This is a genomic window from Mariniradius sediminis (assembly GCF_021491425.1).
GTDB classification, from domain to species: domain Bacteria; phylum Bacteroidota; class Bacteroidia; order Cytophagales; family Cyclobacteriaceae; genus Mariniradius; species Mariniradius saccharolyticus.
Map to the genome: position 1 here is coordinate 33,495 of NZ_JAKEVZ010000013.1, position 26,436 is coordinate 59,930.

A 26,436-nucleotide genomic window follows, 5' to 3' on the forward strand; every position below is an offset into this window, starting at 1 on the left:
TGGTATATTTTTAGCCATGCGGCTTCGATGGCTTTTGTTCAGTATTCTTCTGGTCTGCTTGGTATCCCAACGGTCTCCCCAAAAATCATTGTTGGAAAGGTATCGCATGGCGACGTCGCTCTTCGAGTCTGATGCCCCCACTGAGTCAACGGATAGTCTTTCAGAAGCCATCTTTTTGGAGATGGTAAATGACCCTGGTTTCGTGACGCTGGCGAAGGATCTGCAGCTTGATGTTTTTGAGAAGCTCGGCACATTGGCTGTGCTGGCGACCAAGTATGAGTTGGCGATCGCGCGCTATCGGACTTCGATTGACATTGGTATATCCTCCCAACTTGCGGATTCATTGCTTTTTGATCCCACATTGTATTTGGGGGAGTCCTATTACCTTCTAGGTAAGGCAGATAGCAGTATTTTTTTCCTGAAAGAAGCCGAAAAAAGACTCAATGGGCCAATGGCGACCAATCAATCTTCCAGGCTGTTCAATTCGCTGGGCGTCATCTATTACCAATCGGGTAATTACTCACAGGCAGTCAATTATTTCAGTAAAGCAAAAAACCTCACAATCGGTCAAAGGGACTTTGATGATTTGGAGCCTTACTACCGGTATGCCCTTTTTTCTTTTCTGAACAATATTGGTTCATGCCTGGTAAACCTCGATCAGCCAGATTCGGCGCTTTCTATCTACAAAAATCTGCTCATCTCTGGGATTGATACTGACAAAACGCGCCTGCAGATTGCTCGAATTTTCCTCGATTTGAACGAAGTGGACTCAGCAGATCGATACCTGCAGCAGACCGGGAACCAAAGCGATGTTTCTCCGTTTTTTGTTGATCTAAGGGCAGAAGCCTTGATTCAAAAAGGTGCCCGCTTGGAGGCAGAAGATTTGTTGGTCGACTTTTTAGAAAACCGGAAAGAATCTGATTTTCGTCTTGCCCCCCTCTACAACAAGCTCGGAGACTTGGCCTTGGAGAAGGGGGATTTTCTGGGTGCGGCAACCCATTATCATCAGGCAATCGTACGGGCAGATGGAAATTTTGACCAACAGGATATACTCAAAAACCCCAGCGATTACAGTGTCGGCTTTGCATCAAACCACCTTTTCGAGGCACTGATAGGTAAGGCGAAGGCATTTGGGCGGTTGGCGAAAGGGGAAAAGAGCGGGCCCTATTTTGGGTATTCAGTCGCCTCGTTTCAATCGGCTTTTGACTTCGCTTATTTGGTCGCCAACTACTACGACAATGACGAAGCGAGGGTGTTTTTCTCTGATTTCGTGCTGGAAGGCTATCGGGACGGGATAAACCAGGTACTAGAGAAGTATTTCGAAACCAGCGAACAATCGCTTTTGGAGCGCGCATATGCTTGGTCGGAAGAAAGCAAGGCGATGGGACTGAACATCGGAATCCGGGAAAAGAGGGTCAAGACGCTGGAGGATTTACCGGATGAGTTGATCCAAAAGGAGCGCGATATTCAATTTTCACTTTCCCAGATCCAACAGAAAATATTCGCGGAGAGCGATGAGCAGCAGCGAAGGATTCTCAATGAATTGGCTTTGGACAAAAGGCTGGAACTTTCAAGGCTGCACGGCCAATTCGCCGAATTCCCAGGATATACAAAAGCAAAAAGTGAAAGAAACTCCATTCATTTGGCGGAATTAAAGGAGGCTCTCAAACGATCAAACACGCTTTTGCTTTCATTTTTCGATGCGGGAAGTGCTTGGTTTGCCTTTACGCTTGACGAACGGCAGTTGAAGGTATACGAGATATCGGATTATGCTTTACTTCACAACGCCATACCTGAGTTCAAAACGAGGATATCGACGTTCGAATTGGGCAAAGAATACAAAACTGGAGGAATCGGGACCGAACTTTCCAGGCTGTTGCTTTCGCCGATTATGCCCAAGCTGTCCGATTACGACAATCTGATGATCATTCCGCATTCCTCTCTTGCAGGTTTGCCATTCGAAGTGCTGGAAAATCAGGACGGGGGTTTTTTGGTGGAATCTCTGAGCATAAGTTATCAGCTTTCTTCCACTTTTTTTTCTTCCGAAAAGACGAAGTATCTACATTCCTCGATCGTAGGTTTTGCCCCTTTTCATTCGTCGGGTTTGGAGACTGGGGATGAAAAATTGGATCGGCTGCCGTATTCCTTAGAGGAATTGGAGTCTTTTAAGGGAGAAAAATTCTTGGACGCTGCTGCTACAAAGGAGAAATTCCTCGATAAGGTCGATGATGCAAATATCCTGCACTTAGCTACACACGCTGTCGCCAAATCTGCCCAACCAGAGGCGGCCTTTGTTGCTTTTTTTCCCCATGAAAGTGGCAACAAACTATATCCAATAGAAATCAGCGGACTTTCATTGGAGAAAACTTCCCTGGTTTTTTTGAGCGCTTGTGAAACCAATTACGGTTCCCTCAGCGCGAGTGAAGGAATCATTGGCCTTTCGCGTTCTTTTTCGTTTGCAGGTTGCAAAAATCTAATCACCACGCTTTGGAAAGCCGAGGACAAAGCCACAGCCTACATTTCGGCCAGATTCTACTTGTATTTGGATGAAGGCGACAGCTATGCTATTGCCTTGCAGAAAGCAAAAAATGACCTCCTTTCGGATCCAACGATGGCTCAATTTCACCATCCGGCTTTTTGGGCCCATCTGGTTCTGATCGGAGATTTGCCCTCTTCGGAAAAACCAATTTTGATGTACAGTTTGCTTCTTGGTCTGCTGCTGCTCGTGGGCGGGTTATTCTGGTGGCTAAAGTCCAAAAAAATGGAAAAATCCATCCGATTGGGATGGATTTAAAGGCAGACCAAGTCACTTTGAATTAATCAAGTTCAATCTCGATATCCGCAGAAGCTTCGAGTTTGCCCTTTACCTTGTCATACAGCGCTTTATTGGATTGTCTGCTGAGTACGATGACGTCTTCAGTGATTTCCGCATTGTTAAATTCAGCGTCTGTGATTTGGCTAAACCAATTCAATGCGTTGATTTCGAAAAGCGCCAAAGGATTGTTCACCCGGTCAATCTTGAAGTAGTTGTCATCATCGTCGGATTCGATCTCTACCTTGAAGTCAATTTCATCCCCGAAATACTGGAATCTAACAGGGATGTCAGTTCCGTCTTTGCTGTAGACTCCCTCGATGAAAATAGAAGGTTCATTGCGGTATTCAATGAGATCCATTTCGAGTTCGATTTCTTTGTATTCTCCCTCGGGAATGTTGATGAAGAAGTCGACACTGCGGTCAAATTCATCGAAAGTCACCTTCTTGATATCGTCAAAGTCGATTTCAATTTCCTTTTCGAACTCACCTCTCGAATCCCTGCCTTCCACGTCCAATTCCAACTCTTTGATCTGGATGAATCCATTTGTCAGGCGAAGGTTGCTGTTGGCAATACGGGCATTGGTTGAGGAACTCAGGCCGTTATTGAGTCTAAGAGCAATTCCCATTTTTCCTTCCCCTTGGCCAAACATGGGGACATTTTCTTCTTGTGTACAGGAAACCACGGAAGCTGTGGCGATTACTAAAAGCATTTTGGAGATTGATGTTGGAAATTTCATGGCATTAAATTGTTTAGTTACATGCTTTAGTCTACCCTGCTCTTCGGTTTGTAACCATGTTTCATAAAATTTTTTGATGTTTTTTTCAAAATTGTCCCAAAATCCACAGGCTCGCCTTGTCCATCAAGCCAAGTGAGGTTCGGTATGGATTGTCTTTCTCCGCATCCAAAGTTTTCCATGCATCTAGCGCGCTATTATAGTCCCTTAGCTCCAAATGAAACACCAGGCGATAATAGGATATCTCGTTTTTGAAAAGGGGTTCGGTTTGGACATTGTTTTGGGATTCAAGCGCATCGAGATACTGTAGGCCCAATTCGAATTCCTGCTTTTGTAGGGCTGCCATCGAGGCTAGAAACAAAGCCTTGCGATCTGTCTCTTGGATATCGACTTTTTCCAGCAGGACACTCCAATTTTTGTTTTTGAATGCAGTCTCTAAATCGTCGATATTGGTTCCGGCACTGCGCATCGTAGGCAGCTCGTACTTGATTGCACTCTCTTCGAGAAAGCTGCCAGGGAACCTAAAGATGCTGATTGCAGTAAATGCAAGGACAAGGGTGAGGGATGCAGCTACTCCCATCCACCAAGGGAAGATTTTCCGAGTCGTTGCAGGCTCCATTTTTTTGTTTGATCTGGTCTCGAGAATGAATTCCTCATGGATTTTTCGGATCGATGTGCGGCGTCCAGCCAGTTTTATTCCCTGTGTGGATGCTTGTAGCAGTGCCAACATCTCCCGCAATTCCGGATCTTTTTTTAGCTTTTCATTCACCGATTCAGCATCGGCTTTGCTGAGCGTACCATCCAGGTAATCTTCCAGCATCTGAAGGTCATTGTCCATTTTGAAGGGCGTTTTTTAGGGTTTGGTAAAGGGTTGGGTGATTTTGGATTTTTTCCACAAGGGCTTTTAGGCATTTGTGTTTTTTGTTGCGAAGTACCTGCTCGTTTGAGAAACCTTCCTTTACGGTGATTTCCTTCATCGAGAGGTTTTCGTAATAGAAGGCCAACAGGATGTTTTTGCACTTATCACCCAAAGTCTCAAACAAGTCCATGACCACTCGGCTGTCTTCCTGTCGGGAGATTTCGCTGCTCACATCGGGAGATATACTTTCCTTTTCAGCTTCGTATAGTTCGTGTCGGGCCATAAGGTTTTTTCTTTTTCTGAGTTCAGTAATCCACAGATTTCGGCAAATCGCATATAGGACGGATTTGATGGACGATTCGCCCCTAAACTTGCGGTCTTCCACCATCCTCACGAAAACAAGAAAGCATTCCTGGATAATATCAGCTGCATCATCCTGATCGCCGGAATTTGTCTGGACATAGTGCTCCAACACACTGTAATGTTGGCGATACAGGTAGCCAAGGCAGCGTTCCAGATCTGGGCCTCCGAGAATGATGCCGTGGAGTATCTCGGAATCCGTCAAGTTTTCTGGTTTCTTCATTCTTTCTATACTTTAGTCGCGTTTGCTTGTGGTATTGTAACCTAATGGTAACTTTTCTTTTCCAATTTATCGAGACGACAATATGTTCCAAAGGCCCATGGATTCCAACTTGAAGTGTTATTTTTGGACATAACACGATTTTTGACCGAGCAATATGAAAATCACACGGGATCTTTACCAGGGTTCACTGGCTCTTTTGACGGATTTTTACCAATTGACAATGGCATATGCCTACTGGAAGTCGGGAAAAGGAGAGCAGCAGGCGGTGTTCAACCTTTCGTTTCGTAAGCACCCGTTTCAAAGCGGATTTACGCTTGCCGCAGGTTTGGATTATGTGATCGACTTTTGTCGCAATTTTCGGTTTGACGACGATGACCTGGCTTACCTGTCCGAGATGAAGACCAAAGATGGGAATCCGACCTTTGAAACGGGTTTCATCGAATATTTGAGAAAGCTTGAGTTTGCCTGCGATATCGAAGCCGTGGAGGAGGGAACAGTTGTGTTTCCCCATATTCCCTTGGTGAAGGTGACCGGTCCACTTATCCAATGCCAGCTATTGGAAACACCTCTGCTCAACATCATCAATTTCCAGACGCTGATTGCGACCAAGGCGGCGCGGATTTGTTTTGCGGCGCAGGGTAAGTCGGTACTTGAGTTTGGACTGCGACGGGCGCAAGGAATAGACGGTGCTTTGGCAGCGAGCAGGGCTTCCTACATAGGAGGCTGTTCGGCTACCAGCAATGTGATGGCGGGCAAATTGTTTGGGATCCCTGTATCTGGTACCCATGCCCATAGCTGGATCATGTCCTTTGATTCCGAATTGGAGGCATTCAAAGCCTACGCAGAGGCATTTCCTGACCATTGCGTGTTTCTTGTCGATACCTACGATACAATCAAGGGAGTGGCCAATGCCATTGAGGTTGGAAGAATCCTGAGGGAAAAAGGTAAGGAACTTGTGGGCATCAGGATAGATTCAGGCGACTTGGCTTATTATAGCAATATCGCAAGAGAGATGCTCGACCAGGCTGGATTCCCCAATGCCAAAATCGTCGCGAGTAATGACCTGGATGAGCACATCATCACTTCGCTTAATGTCCAGGATGCTTCTATCGATGTTTGGGGAGTAGGTACCAAGCTGGTGACTGCCTTCGACCAGCCTGCCTTGGGAGCTGTATACAAATTGGCGGCAATCCAAACTTCTGAAGGAAAATGGGAGCCCCGTGTGAAGGTATCCCAACAGGCAATAAAGATCAATGTTCCTGGCAGGCAGCAGGTACTAAGATTTTCAAAAAACGGAAGAGCCGTGGCAGATATGATCTGCCTTGAGGGAAGTGACGTTGGCAGGGATCAATTCACTATCCTCGATCCCATCGATCCTACGCGCATGAAGAAGATCAATACAAAGGGATTGGAAGTGGAGTCTTTGCTCAAACCGATCTTCCTGAAAGGACAGAAAGTGTACGAACGTTCCAACATCCACGAAATCAAAGAAAAGGCTCAAAGAAATCTGGAATATTTTGACAAAACCCACAAACGCTTGGTAAATCCACATATTTATCCTGTTGGATTGGAGGAAAGTCTCTACCAATTGAGAAATAGCCTTGTGTTTAAAATGAAAAACAATGACGGAGAAGAAAATCATATTTTGCATTCCCGATTATAGATACCTACAACAGGAAATCTTGGCCCTCGGGGAATTTGAAGAGGGAAAGATTGAGGTTAAGCTGTTTCCGGATGGAGAGCGATATCAAAGGATACTGACACCTGTTCAGGGTAGGGACGTGGTGTTGATAGGGGGCACGATTTCCGACTCAGATACATTAGAAATTTACGATTTGGCATATGCGCTGATCAAATATGGCGCCCGTTCGATCCAGATTTTCTTTCCCTATTTTGGCTACAGCACGATGGAGCGTGCGGTTAAAATCGGAGAAGTGGTCACCGCTAAGTCCAGGGCGGTGATGTTTTCTTCCCTGCCAAGAACCAGTTTGGGAAATCATTTCATTTTCTTCGATCTCCATTCTGAGGGAATCCCGCACTATTTTGAAGGACAGGTGCTGATCAACCATGTCTATTGCAAGCCAATCGTCATTGAGGCAGCAAAAGAGCTCGCGGAGGATGGATTTGTGATGGCCTGTACAGATGCCGGTCGAGCTAAGTGGGTGGAATCATTGGCCAACGAAATGGGCGTCAATGCAGCGTTTGTTTTCAAAAGAAGGATTTCGGGTGAAAAGACAGAAGTCACCAGCATTTCGGCAGACGTGGATGGGAGGGATGTGGTCATTTACGACGACATGGTGCGGACTGGCGGTTCATTGATCAATGCCGCAAAAGCCTATAAAAACGCCGGGGCGAAGAAAATTTTCACCATCACGACACACGGATTGTTTACCAACGAGGCCTTGAGGAAGATCGAGGACTCAGGGGTTATTTCCAAAGTAGTCACTACCAATACCCACCCCAATAGCTATGCCGTCAAAACAGATTTCCTGATCGTGAAAAGTGTAGGCGGACTAATTCTTGAACAACTCAGGAATAGTTGATTAGACGATTTGAATGACGAAGGCCAGCATATTCGCTGGCCTTTGTCGTTTTTTCGGAGTTAAATTTATTGGACAAACAATTTGAAGGTCTGTGTGACTGTTCTACTCGAAATCTTTACAATATAAAGCCCCTTGATAAACTGGTCTGAGCTGAATCGGTAGGTTTGGTTCAGGGTGTTTGGATAGTCTACATTGTGCACCACTGCACCTGTCGCAGAAATGATTTCAATATTGACAGATTCGAAATTCTGGAAATTGAAGACAATATTGAAGTTGTCTTTTGCAGGGTTTGGATAGATTTTCACGTTCCCCAAGCCCGGATTGACGGGTTCTGGATCCGCTGACAGGAAGAGTTCGATATTGTCCAGGTAAATCGGGCTAAATCCTTCCTCACCATTTTCTACTACAATTGCCACACGGCTCGAATTTTTCCCGGTACCGGCGAATGAGCTCAAATCCACGAATTTTCTTTCGAACTCATTCGAATTGTTAGGGTTGGCCTCCGAGGCATCGACAGTGGTAATTTCCGAGCCTGTCAATTTCAATACCTCCGCGTAGTCGTTGCCACTATTGTCAGAAGCTAGGACCTTCAATACGGTATTTGGAGCCACGCGCCCCGCGGCAATGTCAAAGAAAATAGCTGCTTGTCGGCTTACCGTCAAATCCAGCAGCGGCGAACCTAGCCAAAAGCTATTTTCACCTGATGGGATTGTCAGTCTTGCTACCGCGCTGCCCAAGGGTCCTGATTGGAGGTTTGAAATGCTCCAACCAGAAAGGTTGTTTTCAGGGTTGATTGTCAGCCAAGGCAAGAATGTTACAGTGCTATTGAAGTTTTGCCTAAAAGGAGCGCGTATACGTTCCACGTCTGCTATGACAAAGCGCCGGAGTTCGATTGGATCTCTTGGATTCTGGTCGAAATTGGGGTACAATACCCTGTAGGTGAGTGAATTGAGACCCGTCGAGGTTCCTTTAGGCAGGTTGATCAAGGTACTGTCACCCGGCGCGAGACCGTTGGCTCTTGCAATAAAATTCTGGGTGGACGTACTAGACCTTTGAAAAACGAAGCCAGAAATTGGAAGTGTTCCAATGTTTTTTACCAAGATTTCCTCGTTTTCGAAGTTGTTTGAGTTTATTGGGGTAGGGGACAGCAGTTCGGTCAATTTTACGTCATACCTGTGCACCTCACTTGTCAGTATTTCTATGTCTTTGATGAATATGTTGTTCCCATAGCCATTTACATTGATAAATGCCAGTCTGATATTTGACGAGCCTGCATACTGGCTAAGGTTAACGATTTCCCTTCTAAATTGTGTATTTGAATTGGGGATAAATTCGTCGGGGGTTGGAGTGACTGTCTGAAGGAATACGCGGTTTTTATTATAGGGTGCACTGGCAATCTCAAATGAATTGCCGCAATCTGTGGAAACCGCAACCAAAAGGAAGTCCCCAACGGAAGGGTCATTGTATGGAGCATGCGCCAAATTGAACGTCAATTGCGCATTTGCCACATTGGACAAGTCAATCGAGGGGGAAATCAGGAAGTCCTGCTCGCCCGGTGAGTCATATTCATAGTTTCTAACGTAAACGGTATTGGTTGCTGTACCTCCGATACTTATCGTCCGCTGTTCCCAGCCAAAATCCGAATCTGGATTGACGACCTCCCAAGTACTATTCAATTCCTCGAATCTAAAGGAATATGGGAGTTGCAGCGCGGGCTGTATCCTTGGCTCCGAAGTCAGGGTATTGTTGGAAGGGTTCGAGTCGGTTCTCCCGTTTACAAGCGTGATTCGAGCCTCAAAGTTATTTCCGCTTGGATTGATGGTGATGGGATTAAATGTGAGAATGGTCGTTTCTCCCACAGCCAAGGCAACATTGAAATCCCTCGATTGGAGTAGTGCTCCGTTATTTCTGATTTCGACCCTTGTCGAAGTCACTGCATTTGTGCCGAGATTGAACACCTCCACTTGAGGAGAAAAAGTCTGGCTACAGACGAGATCTTGGGGCTCGATGATTTTACTCATCCTCAAGTCATCCGGTCTCAAAACCGGTGCGACTGTTCCCCGCCCGTTTACCAAACTAGCCCTTCTCGGACTTGAAGCGAGTACCACGTCAAACCTTTCAATCTGGCCCTTTGTGAAAATATTCATGCACTGGTCTGCCGTGTAGTCCATGAAGTTTTCGACCATGTCACGGGTATTACAGGTAATCCTTGGGTTGGTGGTTCGGCAGATTGTGTTTGAACCATCTTGGTTGGGCGTATCAGTGACAAAATCATCAACCTCGCAGCCACCATCACCCCAAATATGCCTCAGTCCAAAAAAGTGCCCAACTTCATGGGTGGTTGTCCTGCCCCGGGAGCCTGCGACTGCATTACCACCTTCCCCAAAATATCTGTAGTCGATTGTCACCCCGTCCGTTTCCCTAGAGTTGGGAGGAAAATTCAGACCAGGTAAATCCGATATCGGGAACGAAGCGTATCCAATAAATGGAGATACTAATGGTACTACCCATATGTTCATGTAATCCTCAGGTGGCCAGAGTGAAAGCTGTCCAATGAGCGGGGCGTCACTTGGGGTATAGACTGACTTAGGTCCCTGTACTCTGACGATCCCGTCGGTAGGTAAGCCATTTGGATCCTGTTTGGCAAGCACAAATTCAATATTTGCGTCTCCTGCAACAGGCAAAAACTCCTCGGGTGTTTGGAACCGATCTGGATTCAGCCGCCTGAAATCTTCGTTGAGGATCCGTATTTGTGTTTCAATTTGTCCGGTGGGAATATTCGTTCCTGTACCAACAGCGGTCCCGTTGTGAATCACGTGCACTACTACTGGAATTACCCGAGTCCCATTTTGTGTCCTTGCTATTGCAGGGGCATTTTTCTTGCGCTGCTCAAGCTGGCCGTTCATCCAAGTCTCGAAGAAATCCTTGCTTCCGTAGATACCGAGTCGCTCTTCCTGCAGGTGCTCGATGTAAGTTGCAGCACATTTTTCGTCATGGATGTGCTGATAGGGTTTTCCAAAAAAACTTTGGGAGAATCCCTGGATACTGGCTAAAACAAAAGATAAGGACAAAATAAATGTCCCAAACCCTAAGGACTTACTTTTCATTTAAGATGGATTAAGCAGGTACTGTATTGACGGCTTCAACTCTGGTGATTTCGGGGATGGCCCTCTTGATTGCTTCTTCTACGCCTGCCTTGAGTGTCATTGTGGACATGGGGCAAGAACTGCAAGCACCCATCAACTCCAACCGCAACACCATGTCGTCGGTCAGGTCCACAATCTTGACGTTTCCGCCGTCTGCTTCCAAATAGGGCCTGATACTGTCAAGAGCGGTTTCGATTTTTTCTCTTAATTCCGTATTCATCATCTTTAATTTACTTGCACAACTTCGGTTTTGTTCAATTCAGCATTTCTGATCGCCACTTGCCTTGCCACTGATTCTGCCAACGCTGAGAACGCATCTTGGGTGACTCCCGACTTCAAAACCGCCGGAAATCCCGAATCCCCACTTTCTCTAATACTCTGCACGATTGGGATCTCACCCAAAAGAGGGACATTGAATTTCTCCGCCAATCTTTTGCCCCCTTCTTTACCGAAAAGGTAGTACTTATTGTTAGGCAACTCTTCCGGGGTAAAATAAGCCATATTTTCCACAACACCTAAGATGGGAACATTTATTTGCGGCTGTCTGAACATGGTCAAACCCTTCGTGGCATCTCCCAAAGCGACCTTTTGTGGAGTCGTGACGATCACCACACCTGTCACTGGGACTGTTTGAACCATAGTCAGGTGGATGTCGGAAGTGCCTGGAGGGAGGTCAATCAAAAGGTAATCCAAATCGCCCCAGTCCACGTCACCAATGAATTGCTTCAATGCGGAACTAGCCATTGGGCCTCTCCAAACAACTGCCGCATCGGCGGGTGTAAGAAAGCCAATCGACATCAGCTTGACTCCGTACTGTTCGATGGGGATGATGACGTTTTTGCCATTTTCCTGCCTGATAGCAGGTTGTTCAGCTTCCACGTTGAACATGATCGGAATCGATGGGCCAAATATATCCGCGTCGATCAGACCAACTTTGGCTCCCGTAAGGGACAGCGCCACAGCAAGGTTGGAAGCCGTCGTGGATTTTCCCACGCCTCCTTTGCCGGATGCAACGGCAATAATATTCTTCACTTTTGGCAAAAGCGGTGCATTGGTGCGGCTGCTTGTCACCTGTGAAGTCATAGTGATATCCAAATCTATGTCCTCTCCGAAAGCTTCTTCCAGCACCTCCACACAATTGTTTTTGATTACCTCCTTCAAAGGACAGGCAGGCGTGGTCAACACTACAGAGAAGCTGATTTTCTTGCCTTCAACATGAAGTTTTTGAATCATTCCCAAGGTCACCAAGTCTTTTTTAAGGTCTGGATCTTGCACCTTGGAGAGTGCCTTCAGGATATTCGTGTTGTCGATTTGCATGGGGAGGGATTTATTGGTGCGCAAATTAATTTATATTTATTCTAAATGAAAAACATTTCGGAGGGCCTACCGAAGCCTTTTCAGAGGAGTTAACCTCTAGCTCGATAATTTGGTTTCCGAAGTTTGGACAGAGTTGTTCCTTTCCTTTTCTATCTTTGAAATCCAATAATCCAAAACCGTGATAAGCCGAGCGACAACAGACAAAGTAAAGGATAGGGTGGACATCGAGGAGGTGGTCGGAGATTATGTGCCTTTGAAGAAAAAGGGACAGAACCTATGGGCCTGCTGCCCTTTTCACAATGAAAGCACGCCTTCTTTCTCGGTTTCGCCGGCCAAACAAATTTACAAATGTTTCGGCTGCGGAAAGGCGGGCGACCCGATCCAGTTTGTCATGGATATTGAAGGGATCGGATTCAATGAAGCTATACGACATTTGGCCCAAAAGTATGGCATCGAGGTGGAGGAGGAGAAGCAGGCGACACCGGAAGCAGTACAAGCCTACAACGAGCGGGAGAGTCTTTATATCGCCCTGGGCTATGCCAAGGACTTTTTTGTCAAAAATCTTGAAACCGAAGAAGGGAAGGCCATTGGACTGAGCTATTTCAAAGAAAGGGGGCTTCGTCCGGAGACGATCCAGAAGTTTGACCTTGGATATGCCTTGGACAAGTGGGATTCCCTGCTTCAAGCCGCCAAGCAGTCGGGGCATTCGGAGGAGATTTTGTTGAAGGCGGGCTTGGTTCTCCAAAAAGAAGGCGAACCTGAAAGGATTTATGACCGGTTCAGAGGACGTGTCACCTTTACTATTCACAACCTTGGCGGCAAGCCGATCGGTTTTGGGGCGAGGATCCTTACCAATGACAAGAAACAGCCCAAATACATCAACTCGCCCGAGACTGAGGTTTACCACAAGAGTGATGTGCTTTACGGGATTTTTCAGGCCAAAAAATCGATCCGGGAAAAAGACAACTGCTATTTGGTCGAGGGCTACACGGATGTGCTATCCTTGCACCAGGCGGGAATCGAAAACGTAGTGGCGTCCTCGGGCACTTCCCTGACGGAAAACCAAATCAAGCTTATCAAGCGCTTTACGGACAATATCACGGTCCTCTATGATGGAGATGCCGCCGGTATCAAGGCCTCACTGCGCGGGATTGATATGATACTCGAAGGGGGGCTCAGCGTCAAAGCGGTCGTTTTCCCAAACGGAGAAGACCCTGATAGCTACGCGCGCAAGGTTGGGCCTTCGGCGTTTTCAGAATATCTAAGGACCAAAGCCCAAGATTTTATTGCCTTTCAGATTGGTCTATACAAGGAAGAGATTGCCGAAGATCCCATCAAACGCGCCGAACTTGTGCGGCATGTGATCGGAAGTTTGTCCAAAATACCAGATCCAATCAACCGTACCGTTTTTGTAAGCCAGTCGGCCAAATTGCTTGAAATCGAGGAGGCAGTAATCCAAACTGAGGTCAACAAGATTCTACTAAAGGGCGAAAAGGATCGCTATTTCAAAGAGCAAAGGGAGGAATCAGAACGCGAAGCTGCCATGGAGGAAATTCTTCCGACGCAGCCAGAGCAGGTTTCGTTCCAGTCGATGATCTTCCTGCAGGAACGAGAAACGATGCGCCTCTTGGTCAATTATGGTTTTGAGATGGTTTCTGACCAAACGATGGTTTGCGAATACCTGCTGCAGGAGACCGCCGAGCTTCATTTCGAAACGCCCGTTTTTAGGAAGATATTGGAACTCTATAAATCCGCACTCGAGCAGAAGGTCCTACCCCAGCCGGAGTTTTTTTTGCAAGTAGATGACCAAGAAGTCAAGAAAGAGGTCATCAGCATGATCACGAGAAAATATGAGCTATCGACACTTTGGGAGACCCGTTACCACATTTTTACTTACCATGAGGCGGATGATTTGGCCAAAACCGTTTATGACAACATTTTGCATTTGAAGAAAAAGGTGATCAAAAAGTTGTTGGAGGAAGCAAAACAGAAAATTAAAGAAGCCGAAACACTTCAAATGGAAGTCGGGGAACTTAGCCATCGCATCCAAGTATATATGGAGTTGAAAAAATACCAAATCGAAATCGACAAATTGCTCGGCATTGTGGTCAGTTACTGAACCAAACTTTATTTGGGTTTTCCCTGTTTACTTCGCCAAAGGGTACTAATTTTGCTCCCTGATTTTCATTATACCACAGATCCAAATGTCCAATATCATCACACTCGATACTATCGAATCAGCCATTGAAGCCATCAAAAACGGTGAAGTGATCATCGTGGTCGATGATGAAGACAGGGAAAATGAAGGAGATTTCATTTGTGCTGCCGAGAAGGTGACGCCCGAAATCGTCAATTTCATGGCGACGCATGGACGTGGCCTGATCTGCGCGCCGTTGATCGAGGACAGGTGCGAGCAATTGGGCTTGGAGCTGATGGTTGGGCACAATACCGCGACCTTTGAAACTCCCTTTACTGTGTCTGTGGACCTGATTGGCCATGGCTGCACGACGGGGATTTCGGCCTCGGACCGAGCAAAGACCATCAAAGCTCTGATCGATGATTCGATCCATCCGGATGAATTGGGCAAGCCGGGACACATTTTCCCGCTAAAAGCGAAAAGAGGAGGTGTGTTGAGACGTGCGGGACATACCGAAGCAGCGATTGATTTTGCGCGTTTGGCAGGACTGGCACCTGCCGGGGTACTTGTGGAAATCATGAATGAGGACGGTACGATGGCAAGACTTCCGGATTTGGTGGACGTTGCGAAAAAGTTTGGTCTCAAACTGGTATCGATCAAAGACCTCATCGCCTACAGGATGAAGCATGAGTCCCTGATCAAAAGGGAAATAGGGGTAGAGATGCCCACCGCTTGGGGTGATTTTGACCTAATTGCCTATCGCCAAACGAGCACTGGCGATCTCCACCTTGCGCTCATTAAGGGCTCTTGGGACGAAAATGAGCCTGTAATGGTCAGGGTACATTCCTCTTGCGTCACCGGAGATATATTTGGAAGCTGTCGTTGTGATTGCGGCCCGCAGCTTCACAAAGCGATGGAAATGGTCGAAAAGGAAGGTAAAGGCGTAGTTGTCTATATGAACCAAGAGGGTAGGGGCATAGGCCTGATCAACAAGCTGAAAGCCTATAAACTCCAAGAACAGGGAATGGATACCGTGCAAGCCAATTTGGCGTTGGGATTTCCTATGGACAAGCGTGACTACGGTGTGGGTGCCCAAATCCTGAGGGACTTGGGTATTTCCAAAATTCGCTTGATCTCCAACAATCCTACCAAAAGAGTTGGGCTTTTAGGTTATGGGCTCGAAATCGTAGAACAAATTCCCCTGGAAATCAAACCCAATCCCCACAATGAAAAATACCTTGCTACCAAACGTGATAAAATGGGCCATTCCATTTTGAAAAACTTGAAATAAGAAAAGGTTTCTCTTTTCGGACCGAAAATTAAAAAAGCATGCAAATTGCATCAACATATTTGTCGCTCGTTTCGTACCTTAATTGGAATAATCAAGCCAAATACATGAAACAAATTCATTTGCTGTGGTTCTTGTTGATGTGTGCAGCTGTGCAGGCCCTTGCACAAAGCGGACAGTTCCCATCCCAGATTTGGCACAAGGGACAGGTTTTCAGTGTCAACGGGCAGGTATTTCAGGGTATGCTTAAATATGACTTGGAAAACAATCTTGTTCAGGTCCAAAACAGCGGAGTGGAGACCTTTGGCGCTTCAAATGTGACCCATTTCGAGATATTTGACGAGCAGTACGGAGGTGTAAGGACATTTTACACCCTCCCATATCCACTTACAGGGGATTACGAGACGCCGGTGTTTTTCGAAGTGCTGACCGAGGGTGAGGAGATTATCCTGCTGTGTCGCGAATATATCACCACTGATAGCCGTGGAATGGGCATGTATGGCCCGATGATGATGAATCCCATTTGGGGCCCGCCGATGGGTGGAGCGTATAAGTTGGCATTCAATTTCTATTTTTTGAAGGATGGAAAAATCCAGCATTACAACCAAAAGAAAAAAGAACTTTTGGATATCTTAGCCGACCGTTCGGACGAGGTCGACGTGTACATGCGAAAGAACAGACTTTCGCATGACAAGCGTGGGGATCTCCTCAGGATTACGGCATACTATAATCAAATCAGGTAAATTTAATGTCCAAAAAGCCTTTGATCCTCGTGTCAAACGACGACGGGATCACCTCCAAAGGAATACGCGTGTTGGTCAATGTGATGCAGCAATTGGGTGAAGTAGTGGTCGTAGCGCCAGACAGCCCCCAATCCGGCATGGGTCATGCGATTACCATCGGTGAAACGCTCCGGCTCTACGAAGAGGATATTTTTGAAGGTGTGCAGGCCTACAAATCCAGCGGAACCCCGGCGGATTGTGTAAAGTTGGCCAAACATTACGTGCTCAAGGATCGTCAGCCAGATTTGGTCGTAAGCGGTATCAATCACGGAAGCAATACATCGATATCGGTTTTGTATTCAGGCACCATGTCTGCAGCGATCGAAGGCGCATTGGAAGGACTTCCCTCCATCGGCTTCAGCCTTTGTGATTACTCTTCCAAGGCGGAATTCAGCCATGTAGAGGAATACGTTTACAAGATTTCAAAGCAGGTTCTTGAAAACGGCATATCAAAAGGAGTCGCGCTAAACGTGAATTTTCCGCCCAAAAGATTTGAGGCGATCAAGGGGATTAAAGTCTGTAGACAGGCACACGCCAAATGGCAGGAGGAGTTCTCTGAGCGCTATGACCCAAATGGCAGGAAGTACTTTTGGATGGCTGGCAACTTCGTGAATTTTGACAAAGGCGAGGACAACGACGAATGGGCGATTGCCAACAACTTCGTGTCAATAGTTCCTTGCCAATACGATTTGACGGCACACCATGCCATCAATCAGATCAACCAAGATTGGAAATGGGAGGAGTTCTAAAATTCCTCCCAAAAATCACAACCACTTTTCCAACATTTTTTCGGACACTTCCCACAATTGCTCCCGTGTCTTGACCGAACGTGCCAAGGAAGAGGGTTTTTTAGGTTTTTGATTCTTGAAGTAGTTTCCGTTTTGTTCGGCCGAAAAATCCGATTTAATAAGAAAAAGGCTGTTTTTGGCACCGTCGTCGGCGGAAATCATGAACGGAGCCGCCATTTTCCAAAACAAACTGAAAACCCCTTTGGTCTCTTTCCCAAAATTGGTCTTGACGACGCCTGGGTGCAGGGAATAGCTTCGCAGGCCTTTTTTTCCGTACATGTCGACAAGGGATTTGGAAAACAGGATGTTGAACAGCTTGACATTGGCATAGGCCAAAAACGAGCTGTAGGATTTCTTCACAAAATTCAGATCGTCAAAGTCGGGTTTGGCCATGCGGTGCGCCTCCGAACTCACATTGATGACCTTGGGATTTTTTGCGGCCAAAAGGAGTGGAATCAGCCTGTTTGTCAACAAGAAATGACCGAGGTGATTGGCAGCGAGACTCATCTCGACCCCATCCTTCGTAAATTCCTTCTTGTCAAATATGCCACCTGCATTGTTGACCAAACAATCCAAATGCGTGGTTTGGGATTGGATGGTTTTTGCCGCCGCAATTACAGAGTCTAAATCCGCAAGGTCACAAGCCACGAATCTTACTTTTTGCAATTGATCGCTTGGCAGGCTTTTCAGGAGTACATCGGCTTTGTCTTTATTCCTGGCCAAAAGAAAAACTTGTTCGGCATCCGGAATTATTCTCTTCAAAGTCACCCAACCAATTCCGGAAGTGGCGCCAGTTATGGCTATTTTCATTTAGTTGTTTTTTGAGTTTTCAACCAACTCCGACCAGTTTTGGTTTGCAATTTTCCCGGTAGAATCGATAATTTTCAATCGTCGTGTCCATTTTTTTGTAATTTTAGCCTAATTGATTCTTGAGTTTTAGGAAAGAAAGAAACCGACCTAAAGTGCTTCTTGGTGCCTTTGCTTGATGGTCAATGATTTACGAGAAACCCGTTTTCAGGCTATCCCCGATCCAATTGGAGACTAAAAAACCATTCATTGATATCGATGATGTCTTTCGGAAAAAAAATCCGAGGGTCTACGGCATTTTGCCAAAGTTTGTCATCAGCTACGTGAAGAGAATTGTCCATCAGGACGAAATCAACCGCGTGATGGCCAAGATTGGACACTTGCAGGGCTTGGCGTTTGTGGATGCACTTATCGCAGAGTTTGGCGTGGAGGTTAGCTTGACAGGTGCAGAAAATATCCCAGCAGATTCACCGGTGATTTTTGCCTCCAATCATCCCTTGGGCGGCTTGGATGGGATCGCGTTCATGCACGCGCTGGGGAAATATCGGGATGACCTGCGGTTTTTGGTCAATGATATCCTGATGAACATCAAGAACTTTGAGCCCATATTTGTTCCGGTCAACAAGCATGGTACCAACAGCCGCGAAGTCAGTCAATTGATCGAAGATACTTATTCCGGCAACTATGCCGTTTTGGTTTTCCCGGCTGGGTTGGTGTCGAGGATGCAACCCGGAGGTATCAAAGACCTGGAATGGAAGAAGAGTTTTATCAGCAAAGCGAAGCGGTACAAAAAAGACATCGTTCCTGTGTACATAGAAGGGCGCAATTCAAATTTCTTTTACAATTTTGCGCGACTCAGAAAACGACTGGGGATAAAGTCCAACATTGAGATGTTTTACCTTCCCGATGAGATGTTTTCGCAACGGGGTAAAAAAGTCACAATCCATGTAGGAAAACCAATTTCTTACCAGTACTTTGATAAATCCAAAACAGAAAGCCAATGGGCGGAATGGGTGAAACAGACCGTTTACCAGATGTCCTAAACAATTTTCCTATGCAAGTACTTATTCCAGCAGTTGACCGTGGGTTGATTAAAGAAGAACTTACTGAGGAGCGTTTTCTGCGTTATGCAAATAACGGGAACAACCATATTTACCTTATAGATTACCATCAGGCACCCAACACCATGCGTGAAATCGGCCGGTTGAGGGAATTGACTTTCAGGGCTGCGGGCGGCGGTACCGGTTTGCCGATGGATATTGATGAAAACGATACCAATGAGAATTGCTACAAGCAATTGATCACCTGGAATCCTGAGGATGAGGAAATTGTGGCAGGATATCGGCTGATCAAATGTGGGGAAGCGGGGCTCAATGATGAAGGCCACCCGAACCTTTCTACGACACATCTGTTTTCGTTTTCCGAAAGATTCGAACGCGATTACATCCCTGTGACCATCGAACTTGGGAGGTCGTTTGTCCAACCCAAATATCAGCCAAGTATTGACAATCGAAAGGGGTTATTCTCCTTGGATAACCTTTGGGATGGCTTGGGAGCGGTGATTATGCTTAATCCTGAAATTAAATTCCTATTTGGAAAGGTAACGATGTATCCCCACTACCAACGTGAAGCGCGGGACTTGTTGCTGTATTTCATGCACTTTTATTTCCCTGATAAGGAAAATCTCGTAAAGCCACATTCCCATCTTGAGTTGACCTACGAGACAGATAGGAGCCAATTTTTCGGGATTTTTGATGGTTTGGATTATAAAGAAGGCTACAAACTTCTCAACAGCAAAATCCGGGGTTTTGGTGAAAATATCCCACCCTTGATCAATACCTACATGAATCTTTCGCCCACCATGAAGACCTTTGGTACGGCACTCAATGACGAATTTGGTGAAGTGGAAGAGACTGGGATTTTGATCACCATCGCCGATATCTACGAAAGTAAAAAACACCGTCACCTCGAGACTTTCGAGCGGGACAGGGTGTTTGGGAGTAGGACAGTTTGAACATGAAAAAGACAGTGATTCTCGGTGCAACCGATAATCCGACACGTTACGCCTTCACAGCTGCCTCGATGTTGGATCGGCTTAAGTTTGATTTTATCCCGGTGGGCATAAAGACAGGAGAGGTTTTCGGGAAGCCGATATTGGATTTGAGGACTAGGCCTGCCATTCCGGATGTCGACACAGTGACACTGTACATTGGTCCTCAAAATCAACCTGAATGGTATGATTATATTCTATCCCTTAAGCCAAAACGGATCATTTTCAATCCCGGTACCGAGAATCCCGAACTCGAGAAATTGGCAAAAGCCCAAGGGATTCAGGTATGGCCCGCTTGCACCTTGGTGCTGCTGAGCACGGGGCAGTATTGATGATGGTCTTTTATTAAAAAAACAAAATGTTGCTGCGATTTCCGCACCCCTGACTGAATGGAGAAGGCGCATTTTCCGCAGATATTTTTGGTAAAATAAGGCTACAAATAAGGTCTCAAGCTGTCGCAAAACGGCGGCGCTCTCGTTTTTTTTGTGTATTATTACGCCTCAATTGAAAATCACCAAAATCTCTTTTTTTCTAGCAAAAAAAGACGTTTTTACACAAGTTATGAGCGAAAAGAAAGCAGGAAGTCAACAGGAGTATTCAGCAGGAAATATCCAGATTTTAGAAGGACTAGAAGCAGTAAGAAAAAGGCCCGCAATGTACATCGGGGATGTTGGAATCAAAGGACTCCATCACCTGATTTGGGAAGTGGTGGATAACTCGATTGACGAGGCGCTGGCTGGACATTGCGATACCATCCACGTCACCGTACACGAAAACAATTCTGTAACAGTCGAAGACAACGGCCGCGGAATCCCGACCGACATGCACCCCAAGGAGAAGAAGTCAGCCCTTGAGGTCGTCATGACCGTTTTGCACGCTGGAGGTAAATTTGACAAAGATACCTACAAGGTTTCGGGTGGTTTGCACGGCGTGGGTGTGTCCTGCGTCAACGCTTTGTCTACGCATCTGAAAGCGACAGTGCACCGCGATGGCAAGATTTTCGAACAAGAATATGCAATCGGCGTACCCCAATATCCTGTGCGTGAGGTGGGAACCACCAATAAGCGTGGGACTACCATCCATTTTCAGCCGGACGACAGCATCTTTACCATTACAGAGTACAAGTACGAAACGATTGCCAATCGCCTTCGTGAGATGTCTTTTTTGAATGCGGGAATACGGATCTTCTTGAAAGACTACCGCGAGCTTGAGGAAGATGGAACGCCAAGAAACGATGAATTCTTCTCGGAAGGAGGATTGGTGGAATTTGTCCAATATCTGGATGAAACCAAAGAAAAGATCATCGACCAACCCATCTATATCGAGTCCGAAAAAGGAAATGTACCGGTTCAAGTCGCTATGAACTACAATTCTTCTTATTCGGAAAATGTGGTTTCATACGTCAACACAATCAATACCTATGAAGGTGGCACTCACGTCTCGGGTTTTAGGATGGCGCTGACAAGGACTTTGAAGAGTTACGCAGACAAGTCTGGCATGCTCGACAAGCTCAAGATCGATATCGCTGGAGATGATTTCCGAGAAGGATTGACAGCGGTTATCTCCGTAAAGGTGGCCGAACCGCAGTTTGAAGGTCAGACGAAGACGAAATTGGGCAACTCTGACGTGGCTGGAGCGGTAAATTCAGCCGTTTCCGAAGTGCTTCAGACTTGGCTTGAAGAGCATCCCAAAGAAGCAAAAACAATTGTTGGGAAGGTGATTTTGGCCGCACAGGCCCGGCATGCGGCACGGAAAGCCCGCGAGATGGTGCAGCGTAAAAACGTCTTGGGCGGTGGTGGATTGCCGGGTAAACTCGCCGATTGCGCCAATTCCGATCCAACCATTTGCGAACTTTTCTTGGTCGAGGGTGACTCTGCGGGTGGTTCCGCTAAGCAGGGTAGGGATCGGGAGTTTCAAGCGATATTGCCTTTGAAGGGTAAAATCTTGAACGTTGAAAAAGCCCACGAGCACAAGATTTACGACAACGACGAAATCAAAAACATCCTCACCGCATTGGGAGTCAGATTTGGTACCGCGAATGACGACAAGGAACTTGACCTCTCAGGACTGAGGTACCATAAAATCGTCATTATGACCGATGCGGATATTGATGGTTCCCATATCAGGACTTTGATTCTGACACTGTTTTTCAGATATATGAGGACTTTGATCGAGAGAGGCTACGTATACATCGCGCAGCCACCGTTGTATTTGCTGAAAAAGGGAAAAGATGAACGGTATTGCTGGACCGAGGAAGAGCGAAAAAGGCTCATCAGGGAAATGGCAGGAGAAGGAAAGGAGGACAGCGTGAATATCCAACGGTACAAAGGTCTCGGAGAAATGAACCCCGAGCAGCTGTGGAGTACAACCATGGACCCCAACACCCGAACCCTCAAACAAGTGACGATCGAATCCGCCGCAGAGGCAGACCACCTATTCTCCATGCTGATGGGCGATGAAGTGGCTCCGAGAAGGGATTTCATCGAGCGCAATGCGAAATACGCCAAGATAGATACCTAAAAAGGAGAGCCGAAAGGCTCTTTTTTTTGCCCAGAATATTAGATTTGTAGGAACTATTTCCAACCATGAGAGTCACAGCAAAGGATAAATTTGAAAGCATCATCGAGAGCTCGGATCTGATCTCTAGGGATCTGAGCTGGTTGAAATTCAATGAACGGGTATTGGACCAGTCCAAAAAGGACAGCCGTTCTATTTTTGAGAAATTGAAGTTCTTGGCGATCACAGCGTCCAATTTGGACGAATTTTTCATGATCCGGGTTGGTTCGCTTTACAACTACCTCGATTATGACAAGGAGCGTATCGACTATTCGGGACTCCGCGAGGAACCTTTCAAAATGCGACTGATGCTTGAGTGCCAACAATTTCACAAGCGCCAGCAAGAACATTTTACCCGGAATTTGCTGCCCAATATGGCCAAGGACGGTTTTATCCTGAGCAATGTCCGGAACCTTGAGCCAGAGGAACAAGAGACGATCAAATCCTATTTCATGAAGGCGGTGTATCCGATGTTGACTCCGATGGTGTTTGACGGGTATAGAACTTTCCCCATTTTGATGAATAAGCTGCTGATTTTTGGGGTAGTCACACTGGCGATTGGAGAGAAAAAGGATAACAGGAAATTGTCATTCGTGCAGATTCCTGCAAATATTCCCCGGTTCTTCGAAATCGAGCGCGAAGACGTAGTAGTTTATATCCCGATTGAGGAGGTAATACGGGAGAATATCGTTTCGCTTTTCCGCAATGTCAATATCGAATCCATCAACCTATTCAGGATTACCCGAAACGGCGACTTCACCTTGGAGGAAAGTGAAGACATGGATGCCAACTTCCTGGAGGAAGTAAAAAGAAAGCTTAACGAGCGTAAGACCGGCCGTGTGGTAAGGATAGAAATCGAGGAAGGATATAGCCGGTGGATGGTGAGTTTGCTCAAAGAAAGATGGAATATCGCAGATGATAGTATTTTTAAAGTGGAAAGGGCTAGTATGCTGGATTTCACGGGTTTATGGCAGGTAATTGGTAACAAGAGATTCAAAGACAAGCTTCCTCAAATACCGCCACCTGTACCTCCGATTTCTTATCCAGCCGTGGGCTCTGATGATATTTTCCAGGTTTTGAAAACCAGGGATATCCTGTTGCATCATCCTTACAACAACATAGATCCTATCATGGAACTATTGGATGCGGCTGCGGACGACCCCACCGTGATGGCGATCAAAATGACCATTTACCGATTGGCAAAAGACTCCCGGGTGACCAAAACTTTGTTGCGGGCTGCGGAAAACGGCAAACACGTATCGGTATTATTTGAGGTAAAGGCTAGGTTTGATGAAGAGAACAATATCAGGGAGGCCAAAAAACTCCAGAAAGCGGGCTGTTTTGTTATTTATGGAATCAGCAACTTGAAGACACATACCAAGCTGATGCTGATCGTTAAGCGGGACGAAAACCAAGTCACCCGCTTTGTCCATCTTGGATCCGGCAATTACAACGAGGACACGGCGAGACTTTACACAGACATTGGTTTGCTGACGACAAATGAGGTTTTGGCCAACGACGTTTCCGAGTTTTTCAACGTAATCACGGGCCACTCTATGCCCTCCTCTTACCAAAACCTGATCACCGCTCCGCGGGATATGCGAAAACAGCTGATCGAATTTATCGAGCAAGAATCCGAAAACGCTCGAAAGGGACTGCCAGCGGGGATTTTCATCAAGGTCAATTCGCTGGAGGATTCAGAAATCATCTATGCGCTATATCGCGCATCGCAAGCAGGTGTTCCTGTCAAATTGATAATCAGGGGCATATGCTGCCTTAGACCTGGCCGTCCGGGTTTGAGCGAAAATATCGAAGTCATTTCAATAGTCGGGGATTTTCTGGAGCATTCGCGGATTTATCATTTTCACAATAACGGTCAAACAAGAACCTATGCCGGCAGTGCGGATATGATGGTAAGAAGTTTTGACAAGCGTCTCGAGTCTCTATTTCGGATTGAAGACAATTTGCTGGAAAAACAGCTGATGAACATTCTTTCCTACAATCTTCGTGACAACGTCAATTCATATAGGATGTTGGAGGATGGAGGCTACGTTCCAAAATTGCCCCAAGTCGACGAAGCTGAATTCAACGTGCACAAGGAGTTTTTCAAAGTCAGTGCAAAAGACGTGTTGAATGTAAGCCTTGTTTCCTGATGGGCAGTCAAGTGACCTAGACCGCTGCATTTTTCAAAAAAACAGGTTGTTTTAAGTTGGATTTTCTTTGGTGAGACGCAGTTCTTTCCGTTATCGGGATTCTTTGGATTCCGACTATAGGTGAAAAATTACCCTAACCCAAAGTTTGGTTGAACGATTTTTTTTCCATGGAATCCCAATCCTCAAATAAAAGGTGTATTTTAAACCTTGATTTTTGAGAAAACCAAAGATCAAAACCCAGAATCTATGGCCTTAGAAAACCTGATCGCTTTTTTTCTGCTGAATTACCTTCGGAAGAACTTTGACAAACCAGAGCCATTTCCCAATACCAACAGGTTGCTCATTATCGGGATGGCGGTGGCCGCTTTCCTTGGATTATTAGGCGCGTCAGATGTAGGGCCGAGGTTTTTGACGAGCTTATTGTCACTCCTATTGATGGGAGCGTTGATTTACGGCATTTTGACTCTTCCATCATTTTCCAAGGGGAGGCCAATTGTAGCTGCCATACTTCCCTATGTGTCGATTACTTTTCTTGCGGAGTTTGGCCAGATTCTCTTCCCAAGTACCTATAGCGGTGTTGAAGCATTATTTGAAACGGCAGAGTTCTTTGCCTTTATATGGGCGGTGGCCCAATGGTGGATTTCCCGGCGGCAGCGAAAAGCGCTTGAGGTTCAAAGGCTTATAGCGGAACAAAAAGAAAGGGAATTGGTCTTGACAGAAAAAATCAAAGCCCAATTGGAGATCGAAGTGGCAGAACGTACCGCTGATTTGACAAAGCAAAAGGAGGAACTGGAAAAGGCGTTGAATGACTTGAAGGCGACCCAGGAACAATTGATTTTGGCAGAAAAGATGGCCTCACTTGGAGAGCTGACCGCGGGAATTGCACACGAAATTCAAAACCCTTTGAACTTTGTCAATAACTTCTCCGAGCTTAATCATGAATTGCTCGATGAACTGGAGCAGGCAGCTGAGAAAGGGGACACAGATGAAATCAAGGAAATCATCCAAGATCTCAAAAACAACGAGGAGAAAATTGTCAGCCACGGGAAGCGCGCCGAGGGAATTGTCAAAAGCATGCTACAGCACAGTCGGAAGGAAAGTGGGAAAAAGGAACCAACCGACATCAATAAATTGGCGGATGAATACCTTCGCCTAAGTTACCATGGCCTGCGTGCCAAGGACAAGTCATTCAACGCCACCTACAAGACCGATTTTGACCCCAATTTGCCCCAATTGGAAGTAGTGTCTCAAGATATCGGACGGGTATTGCTAAATCTGATAAACAATGCCTTTTACGCCGTAGGAGGAAAGGAAGCAAAAGATGCGGCACAATCCCGTGGGGAAGAATATGTGCCGACCGTCACGGTCACCACCAAAAAGCTCCCCAAAAAAGTTGAAATAAGTGTGATTGACAACGGTATGGGTATTCCTGACGAGATCAAGGACAAGATTTTTCAGCCTTTCTTCACTACCAAACCGACAGGGCAGGGTACGGGATTGGGATTGAGTCTGAGCTATGATATTGTGAAGGGGCATGGAGGAGAACTCAGGTTACAGTCGGATAGGGGGAAAGGAACTGAGTTCGTAATTTCTTTGCCGTGTATTTAGGTCAACCTTAATTTTTTTGTTTTCCGGACATGCCGTTGCAGTCCCATCAAAGGGAAGAGGATGACTAACTAATGGATTTCTCAAATTGAGAAATCCATCAACTTAATGCCAAACCCTGTCAAAAGATGCTTTACCCACGCATTTTACAGACTTTTTTAAGCAAAAATGAATGGTGTCCATTTGACGATATTTAGATCAATTAAATAGATAATTTGAATTGGATTGAAATTTCTTTTTTTATCTTTAAAAAGAGTATTCGAGTAGAGATGTT

At 46.1% G+C, this 26,436-nt stretch carries 20 protein-coding genes; 13 read left to right on the plus strand and 7 right to left on the minus strand.

The window, feature by feature from the left end:
* Positions 1-16 precede the first annotated feature (16 nt).
* The gene (locus L0U89_RS15865; RefSeq protein ID WP_234862411.1) at positions 17-2,794 is read left to right on the plus strand and encodes a CHAT domain-containing protein; all 2,778 of its coding nucleotides are present in this window, start codon (positions 17-19) and stop codon (positions 2,792-2,794) included.
* Positions 2,795-2,816: 22 nt separating this feature from the next.
* Here the strand turns inward: L0U89_RS15865 and L0U89_RS15870 are convergent, their stop codons facing one another.
* The 3 genes from L0U89_RS15870 to L0U89_RS15880 all read right to left on the minus strand — a co-directional run bounded on the left by L0U89_RS15870 (position 2,817) and on the right by L0U89_RS15880 (position 4,990).
* The gene (locus L0U89_RS15870; protein WP_234862412.1) at positions 2,817-3,524 is read right to left on the minus strand and encodes a hypothetical protein; all 708 of its coding nucleotides are present in this window, start codon (positions 3,522-3,524) and stop codon (positions 2,817-2,819) included.
* Positions 3,525-3,636: 112 nt separating this feature from the next.
* Complete coding sequence (locus L0U89_RS15875) at positions 3,637-4,386, minus strand: anti-sigma factor family protein (protein WP_234862413.1); 750 nt, start codon at positions 4,384-4,386, stop codon at positions 3,637-3,639.
* Complete coding sequence (locus L0U89_RS15880; RefSeq protein WP_234862414.1) at positions 4,376-4,990, minus strand: RNA polymerase sigma factor; 615 nt, start codon at positions 4,988-4,990, stop codon at positions 4,376-4,378. The genes L0U89_RS15875 and L0U89_RS15880 overlap by 11 nt, the downstream gene beginning before the upstream one ends.
* 154 nt (positions 4,991-5,144) lie before the next feature.
* Between L0U89_RS15880 and L0U89_RS15885 the strand changes: the two genes are divergently transcribed.
* Both L0U89_RS15885 and prs read left to right on the plus strand, forming a co-directional pair.
* Entirely contained in the window at positions 5,145-6,653 is a 1,509-nt protein-coding gene (locus L0U89_RS15885; RefSeq protein ID WP_234862415.1) for a nicotinate phosphoribosyltransferase, read from the plus strand.
* On the plus strand, positions 6,613-7,533 hold the full coding sequence (gene prs, locus L0U89_RS15890) for a ribose-phosphate diphosphokinase (RefSeq protein ID WP_234862416.1): 921 nt from the start codon (positions 6,613-6,615) through the stop codon (positions 7,531-7,533). Before L0U89_RS15885 ends, prs begins: the two co-directional genes overlap by 41 nt.
* A 65-nt stretch (positions 7,534-7,598) precedes the next feature.
* Here prs and L0U89_RS15895 read toward each other — a convergent pair whose 3' ends face one another.
* The 3 genes from L0U89_RS15895 to L0U89_RS15905 are packed head-to-tail and all read right to left on the minus strand — an operon-like array spanning position 7,599 to position 11,996.
* Positions 7,599-10,640: a T9SS-dependent choice-of-anchor J family protein gene (locus tag L0U89_RS15895; protein WP_234862417.1), complete on the minus strand. Its 3,042-nt coding sequence runs from the start codon at positions 10,638-10,640 to the stop codon at positions 7,599-7,601.
* A 10-nt stretch (positions 10,641-10,650) separates the two neighbouring features.
* On the minus strand, positions 10,651-10,899 hold the full coding sequence (locus tag L0U89_RS15900; RefSeq protein ID WP_234862418.1) for a NifU family protein: 249 nt from the start codon (positions 10,897-10,899) through the stop codon (positions 10,651-10,653).
* 5 nt (positions 10,900-10,904) lie between these two features.
* Positions 10,905-11,996 carry an Mrp/NBP35 family ATP-binding protein gene (locus L0U89_RS15905; protein ID WP_234862419.1) on the minus strand — a complete coding sequence of 364 codons (1,092 nt, stop codon included), beginning with the start codon at positions 11,994-11,996 and terminating at the stop codon, positions 10,905-10,907.
* A 178-nt stretch (positions 11,997-12,174) separates the two neighbouring features.
* On the opposite strand from L0U89_RS15905, the gene dnaG reads away from it, so the two are divergent.
* The 4 genes from dnaG (at position 12,175) to surE (ending at position 16,952) form a co-directional block, all read left to right on the plus strand.
* Positions 12,175-14,115: a DNA primase gene (dnaG, locus tag L0U89_RS15910; RefSeq protein WP_234862420.1), complete on the plus strand. Its 1,941-nt coding sequence runs from the start codon at positions 12,175-12,177 to the stop codon at positions 14,113-14,115.
* A gap of 85 nt (positions 14,116-14,200) precedes the next feature.
* Positions 14,201-15,424, plus strand: coding sequence for a bifunctional 3,4-dihydroxy-2-butanone-4-phosphate synthase/GTP cyclohydrolase II (locus L0U89_RS15915; RefSeq protein WP_234862421.1), 1,224 nt, complete (start codon positions 14,201-14,203; stop codon positions 15,422-15,424).
* 104 nt (positions 15,425-15,528) lie between these two features.
* A complete protein-coding gene (locus tag L0U89_RS15920; RefSeq protein ID WP_234862422.1) occupies positions 15,529-16,164 on the plus strand; it encodes a hypothetical protein in 636 nt (211 codons plus the stop codon).
* A gap of 5 nt (positions 16,165-16,169) precedes the next feature.
* Positions 16,170-16,952 (plus strand): 5'/3'-nucleotidase SurE, encoded by a 783-nt coding sequence (surE, locus tag L0U89_RS15925; protein WP_008628640.1) that lies wholly within the window; start codon positions 16,170-16,172, stop codon positions 16,950-16,952.
* A 15-nt stretch (positions 16,953-16,967) separates the two neighbouring features.
* Here the strand turns inward: surE and L0U89_RS15930 are convergent, their stop codons facing one another.
* Entirely contained in the window at positions 16,968-17,801 is an 834-nt protein-coding gene (locus tag L0U89_RS15930) for an SDR family NAD(P)-dependent oxidoreductase (RefSeq protein ID WP_234862423.1), read from the minus strand.
* Between the two features lie 182 nt (positions 17,802-17,983).
* Here L0U89_RS15930 and glsA point away from each other — a divergent pair, with 182 nt between their 5' ends.
* The 6 genes from glsA to L0U89_RS15960 all read left to right on the plus strand — a co-directional run bounded on the left by glsA (position 17,984) and on the right by L0U89_RS15960 (position 26,165).
* On the plus strand, positions 17,984-18,841 hold the full coding sequence (gene glsA / locus L0U89_RS15935) for a lyso-glycine lipid O-acyltransferase GlsA (RefSeq protein WP_234862424.1): 858 nt from the start codon (positions 17,984-17,986) through the stop codon (positions 18,839-18,841).
* Between the two features lie 11 nt (positions 18,842-18,852).
* Positions 18,853-19,812 (plus strand): glycine N(alpha)-acyltransferase GlsB, encoded by a 960-nt coding sequence (gene glsB / locus L0U89_RS15940; RefSeq protein ID WP_234862425.1) that lies wholly within the window; start codon positions 18,853-18,855, stop codon positions 19,810-19,812.
* Between the two features lie 2 nt (positions 19,813-19,814).
* Positions 19,815-20,180, plus strand: a complete 366-nt coding sequence (locus L0U89_RS15945; protein ID WP_040480644.1) for a CoA-binding protein — start codon at positions 19,815-19,817, stop codon at positions 20,178-20,180.
* Positions 20,181-20,409: 229 nt separating this feature from the next.
* Positions 20,410-22,368 carry a DNA topoisomerase (ATP-hydrolyzing) subunit B gene (gene gyrB, locus L0U89_RS15950; RefSeq protein ID WP_234862426.1) on the plus strand — a complete coding sequence of 653 codons (1,959 nt, stop codon included), beginning with the start codon at positions 20,410-20,412 and terminating at the stop codon, positions 22,366-22,368.
* A 65-nt stretch (positions 22,369-22,433) separates the two neighbouring features.
* Positions 22,434-24,557, plus strand: a complete 2,124-nt coding sequence (ppk1, locus tag L0U89_RS15955) for a polyphosphate kinase 1 (protein WP_234862427.1) — start codon at positions 22,434-22,436, stop codon at positions 24,555-24,557.
* A gap of 246 nt (positions 24,558-24,803) precedes the next feature.
* Positions 24,804-26,165 (plus strand): sensor histidine kinase, encoded by a 1,362-nt coding sequence (locus L0U89_RS15960; RefSeq protein WP_234862428.1) that lies wholly within the window; start codon positions 24,804-24,806, stop codon positions 26,163-26,165.
* The last annotated feature ends 271 nt before the right edge of the window (positions 26,166-26,436 follow it).

Bases quoted from the DNA above. Each gene is read 5' to 3' on its own strand.
- L0U89_RS15865 (WP_234862411.1), top strand. From the start codon at position 17: ATGCGGCTTCGATGGCTTTTGTTCAGTATTCTTCTGGTCTGCTTGGTA.
- L0U89_RS15870 (WP_234862412.1), bottom strand. From the start codon at position 3,524: ATGCTTTTAGTAATCGCCACAGCTTCCGTGGTTTCCTGTACACAAGAA.
- L0U89_RS15875 (WP_234862413.1), bottom strand. From the start codon at position 4,386: ATGGACAATGACCTTCAGATGCTGGAAGATTACCTGGATGGTACGCTC.
- L0U89_RS15880 (WP_234862414.1), bottom strand. From the start codon at position 4,990: ATGAAGAAACCAGAAAACTTGACGGATTCCGAGATACTCCACGGCATC.
- L0U89_RS15885 (WP_234862415.1), top strand. From the start codon at position 5,145: ATGAAAATCACACGGGATCTTTACCAGGGTTCACTGGCTCTTTTGACG.
- prs (WP_234862416.1), top strand. From the start codon at position 6,613: ATGACGGAGAAGAAAATCATATTTTGCATTCCCGATTATAGATACCTA.
- L0U89_RS15895 (WP_234862417.1), bottom strand. From the start codon at position 10,640: ATGAAAAGTAAGTCCTTAGGGTTTGGGACATTTATTTTGTCCTTATCT.
- L0U89_RS15900 (WP_234862418.1), bottom strand. From the start codon at position 10,899: ATGAATACGGAATTAAGAGAAAAAATCGAAACCGCTCTTGACAGTATC.
- L0U89_RS15905 (WP_234862419.1), bottom strand. From the start codon at position 11,996: ATGCAAATCGACAACACGAATATCCTGAAGGCACTCTCCAAGGTGCAA.
- L0U89_RS15915 (WP_234862421.1), top strand. From the start codon at position 14,201: ATGTCCAATATCATCACACTCGATACTATCGAATCAGCCATTGAAGCC.
- L0U89_RS15920 (WP_234862422.1), top strand. From the start codon at position 15,529: ATGAAACAAATTCATTTGCTGTGGTTCTTGTTGATGTGTGCAGCTGTG.
- surE (WP_008628640.1), top strand. From the start codon at position 16,170: ATGTCCAAAAAGCCTTTGATCCTCGTGTCAAACGACGACGGGATCACC.
- L0U89_RS15930 (WP_234862423.1), bottom strand. From the start codon at position 17,801: ATGAAAATAGCCATAACTGGCGCCACTTCCGGAATTGGTTGGGTGACT.
- glsA (WP_234862424.1), top strand. From the start codon at position 17,984: ATGATTTACGAGAAACCCGTTTTCAGGCTATCCCCGATCCAATTGGAG.
- glsB (WP_234862425.1), top strand. From the start codon at position 18,853: ATGCAAGTACTTATTCCAGCAGTTGACCGTGGGTTGATTAAAGAAGAA.
- L0U89_RS15945 (WP_040480644.1), top strand. From the start codon at position 19,815: ATGAAAAAGACAGTGATTCTCGGTGCAACCGATAATCCGACACGTTAC.
- gyrB (WP_234862426.1), top strand. From the start codon at position 20,410: ATGAGCGAAAAGAAAGCAGGAAGTCAACAGGAGTATTCAGCAGGAAAT.
- ppk1 (WP_234862427.1), top strand. From the start codon at position 22,434: ATGAGAGTCACAGCAAAGGATAAATTTGAAAGCATCATCGAGAGCTCG.
- L0U89_RS15960 (WP_234862428.1), top strand. From the start codon at position 24,804: ATGGCCTTAGAAAACCTGATCGCTTTTTTTCTGCTGAATTACCTTCGG.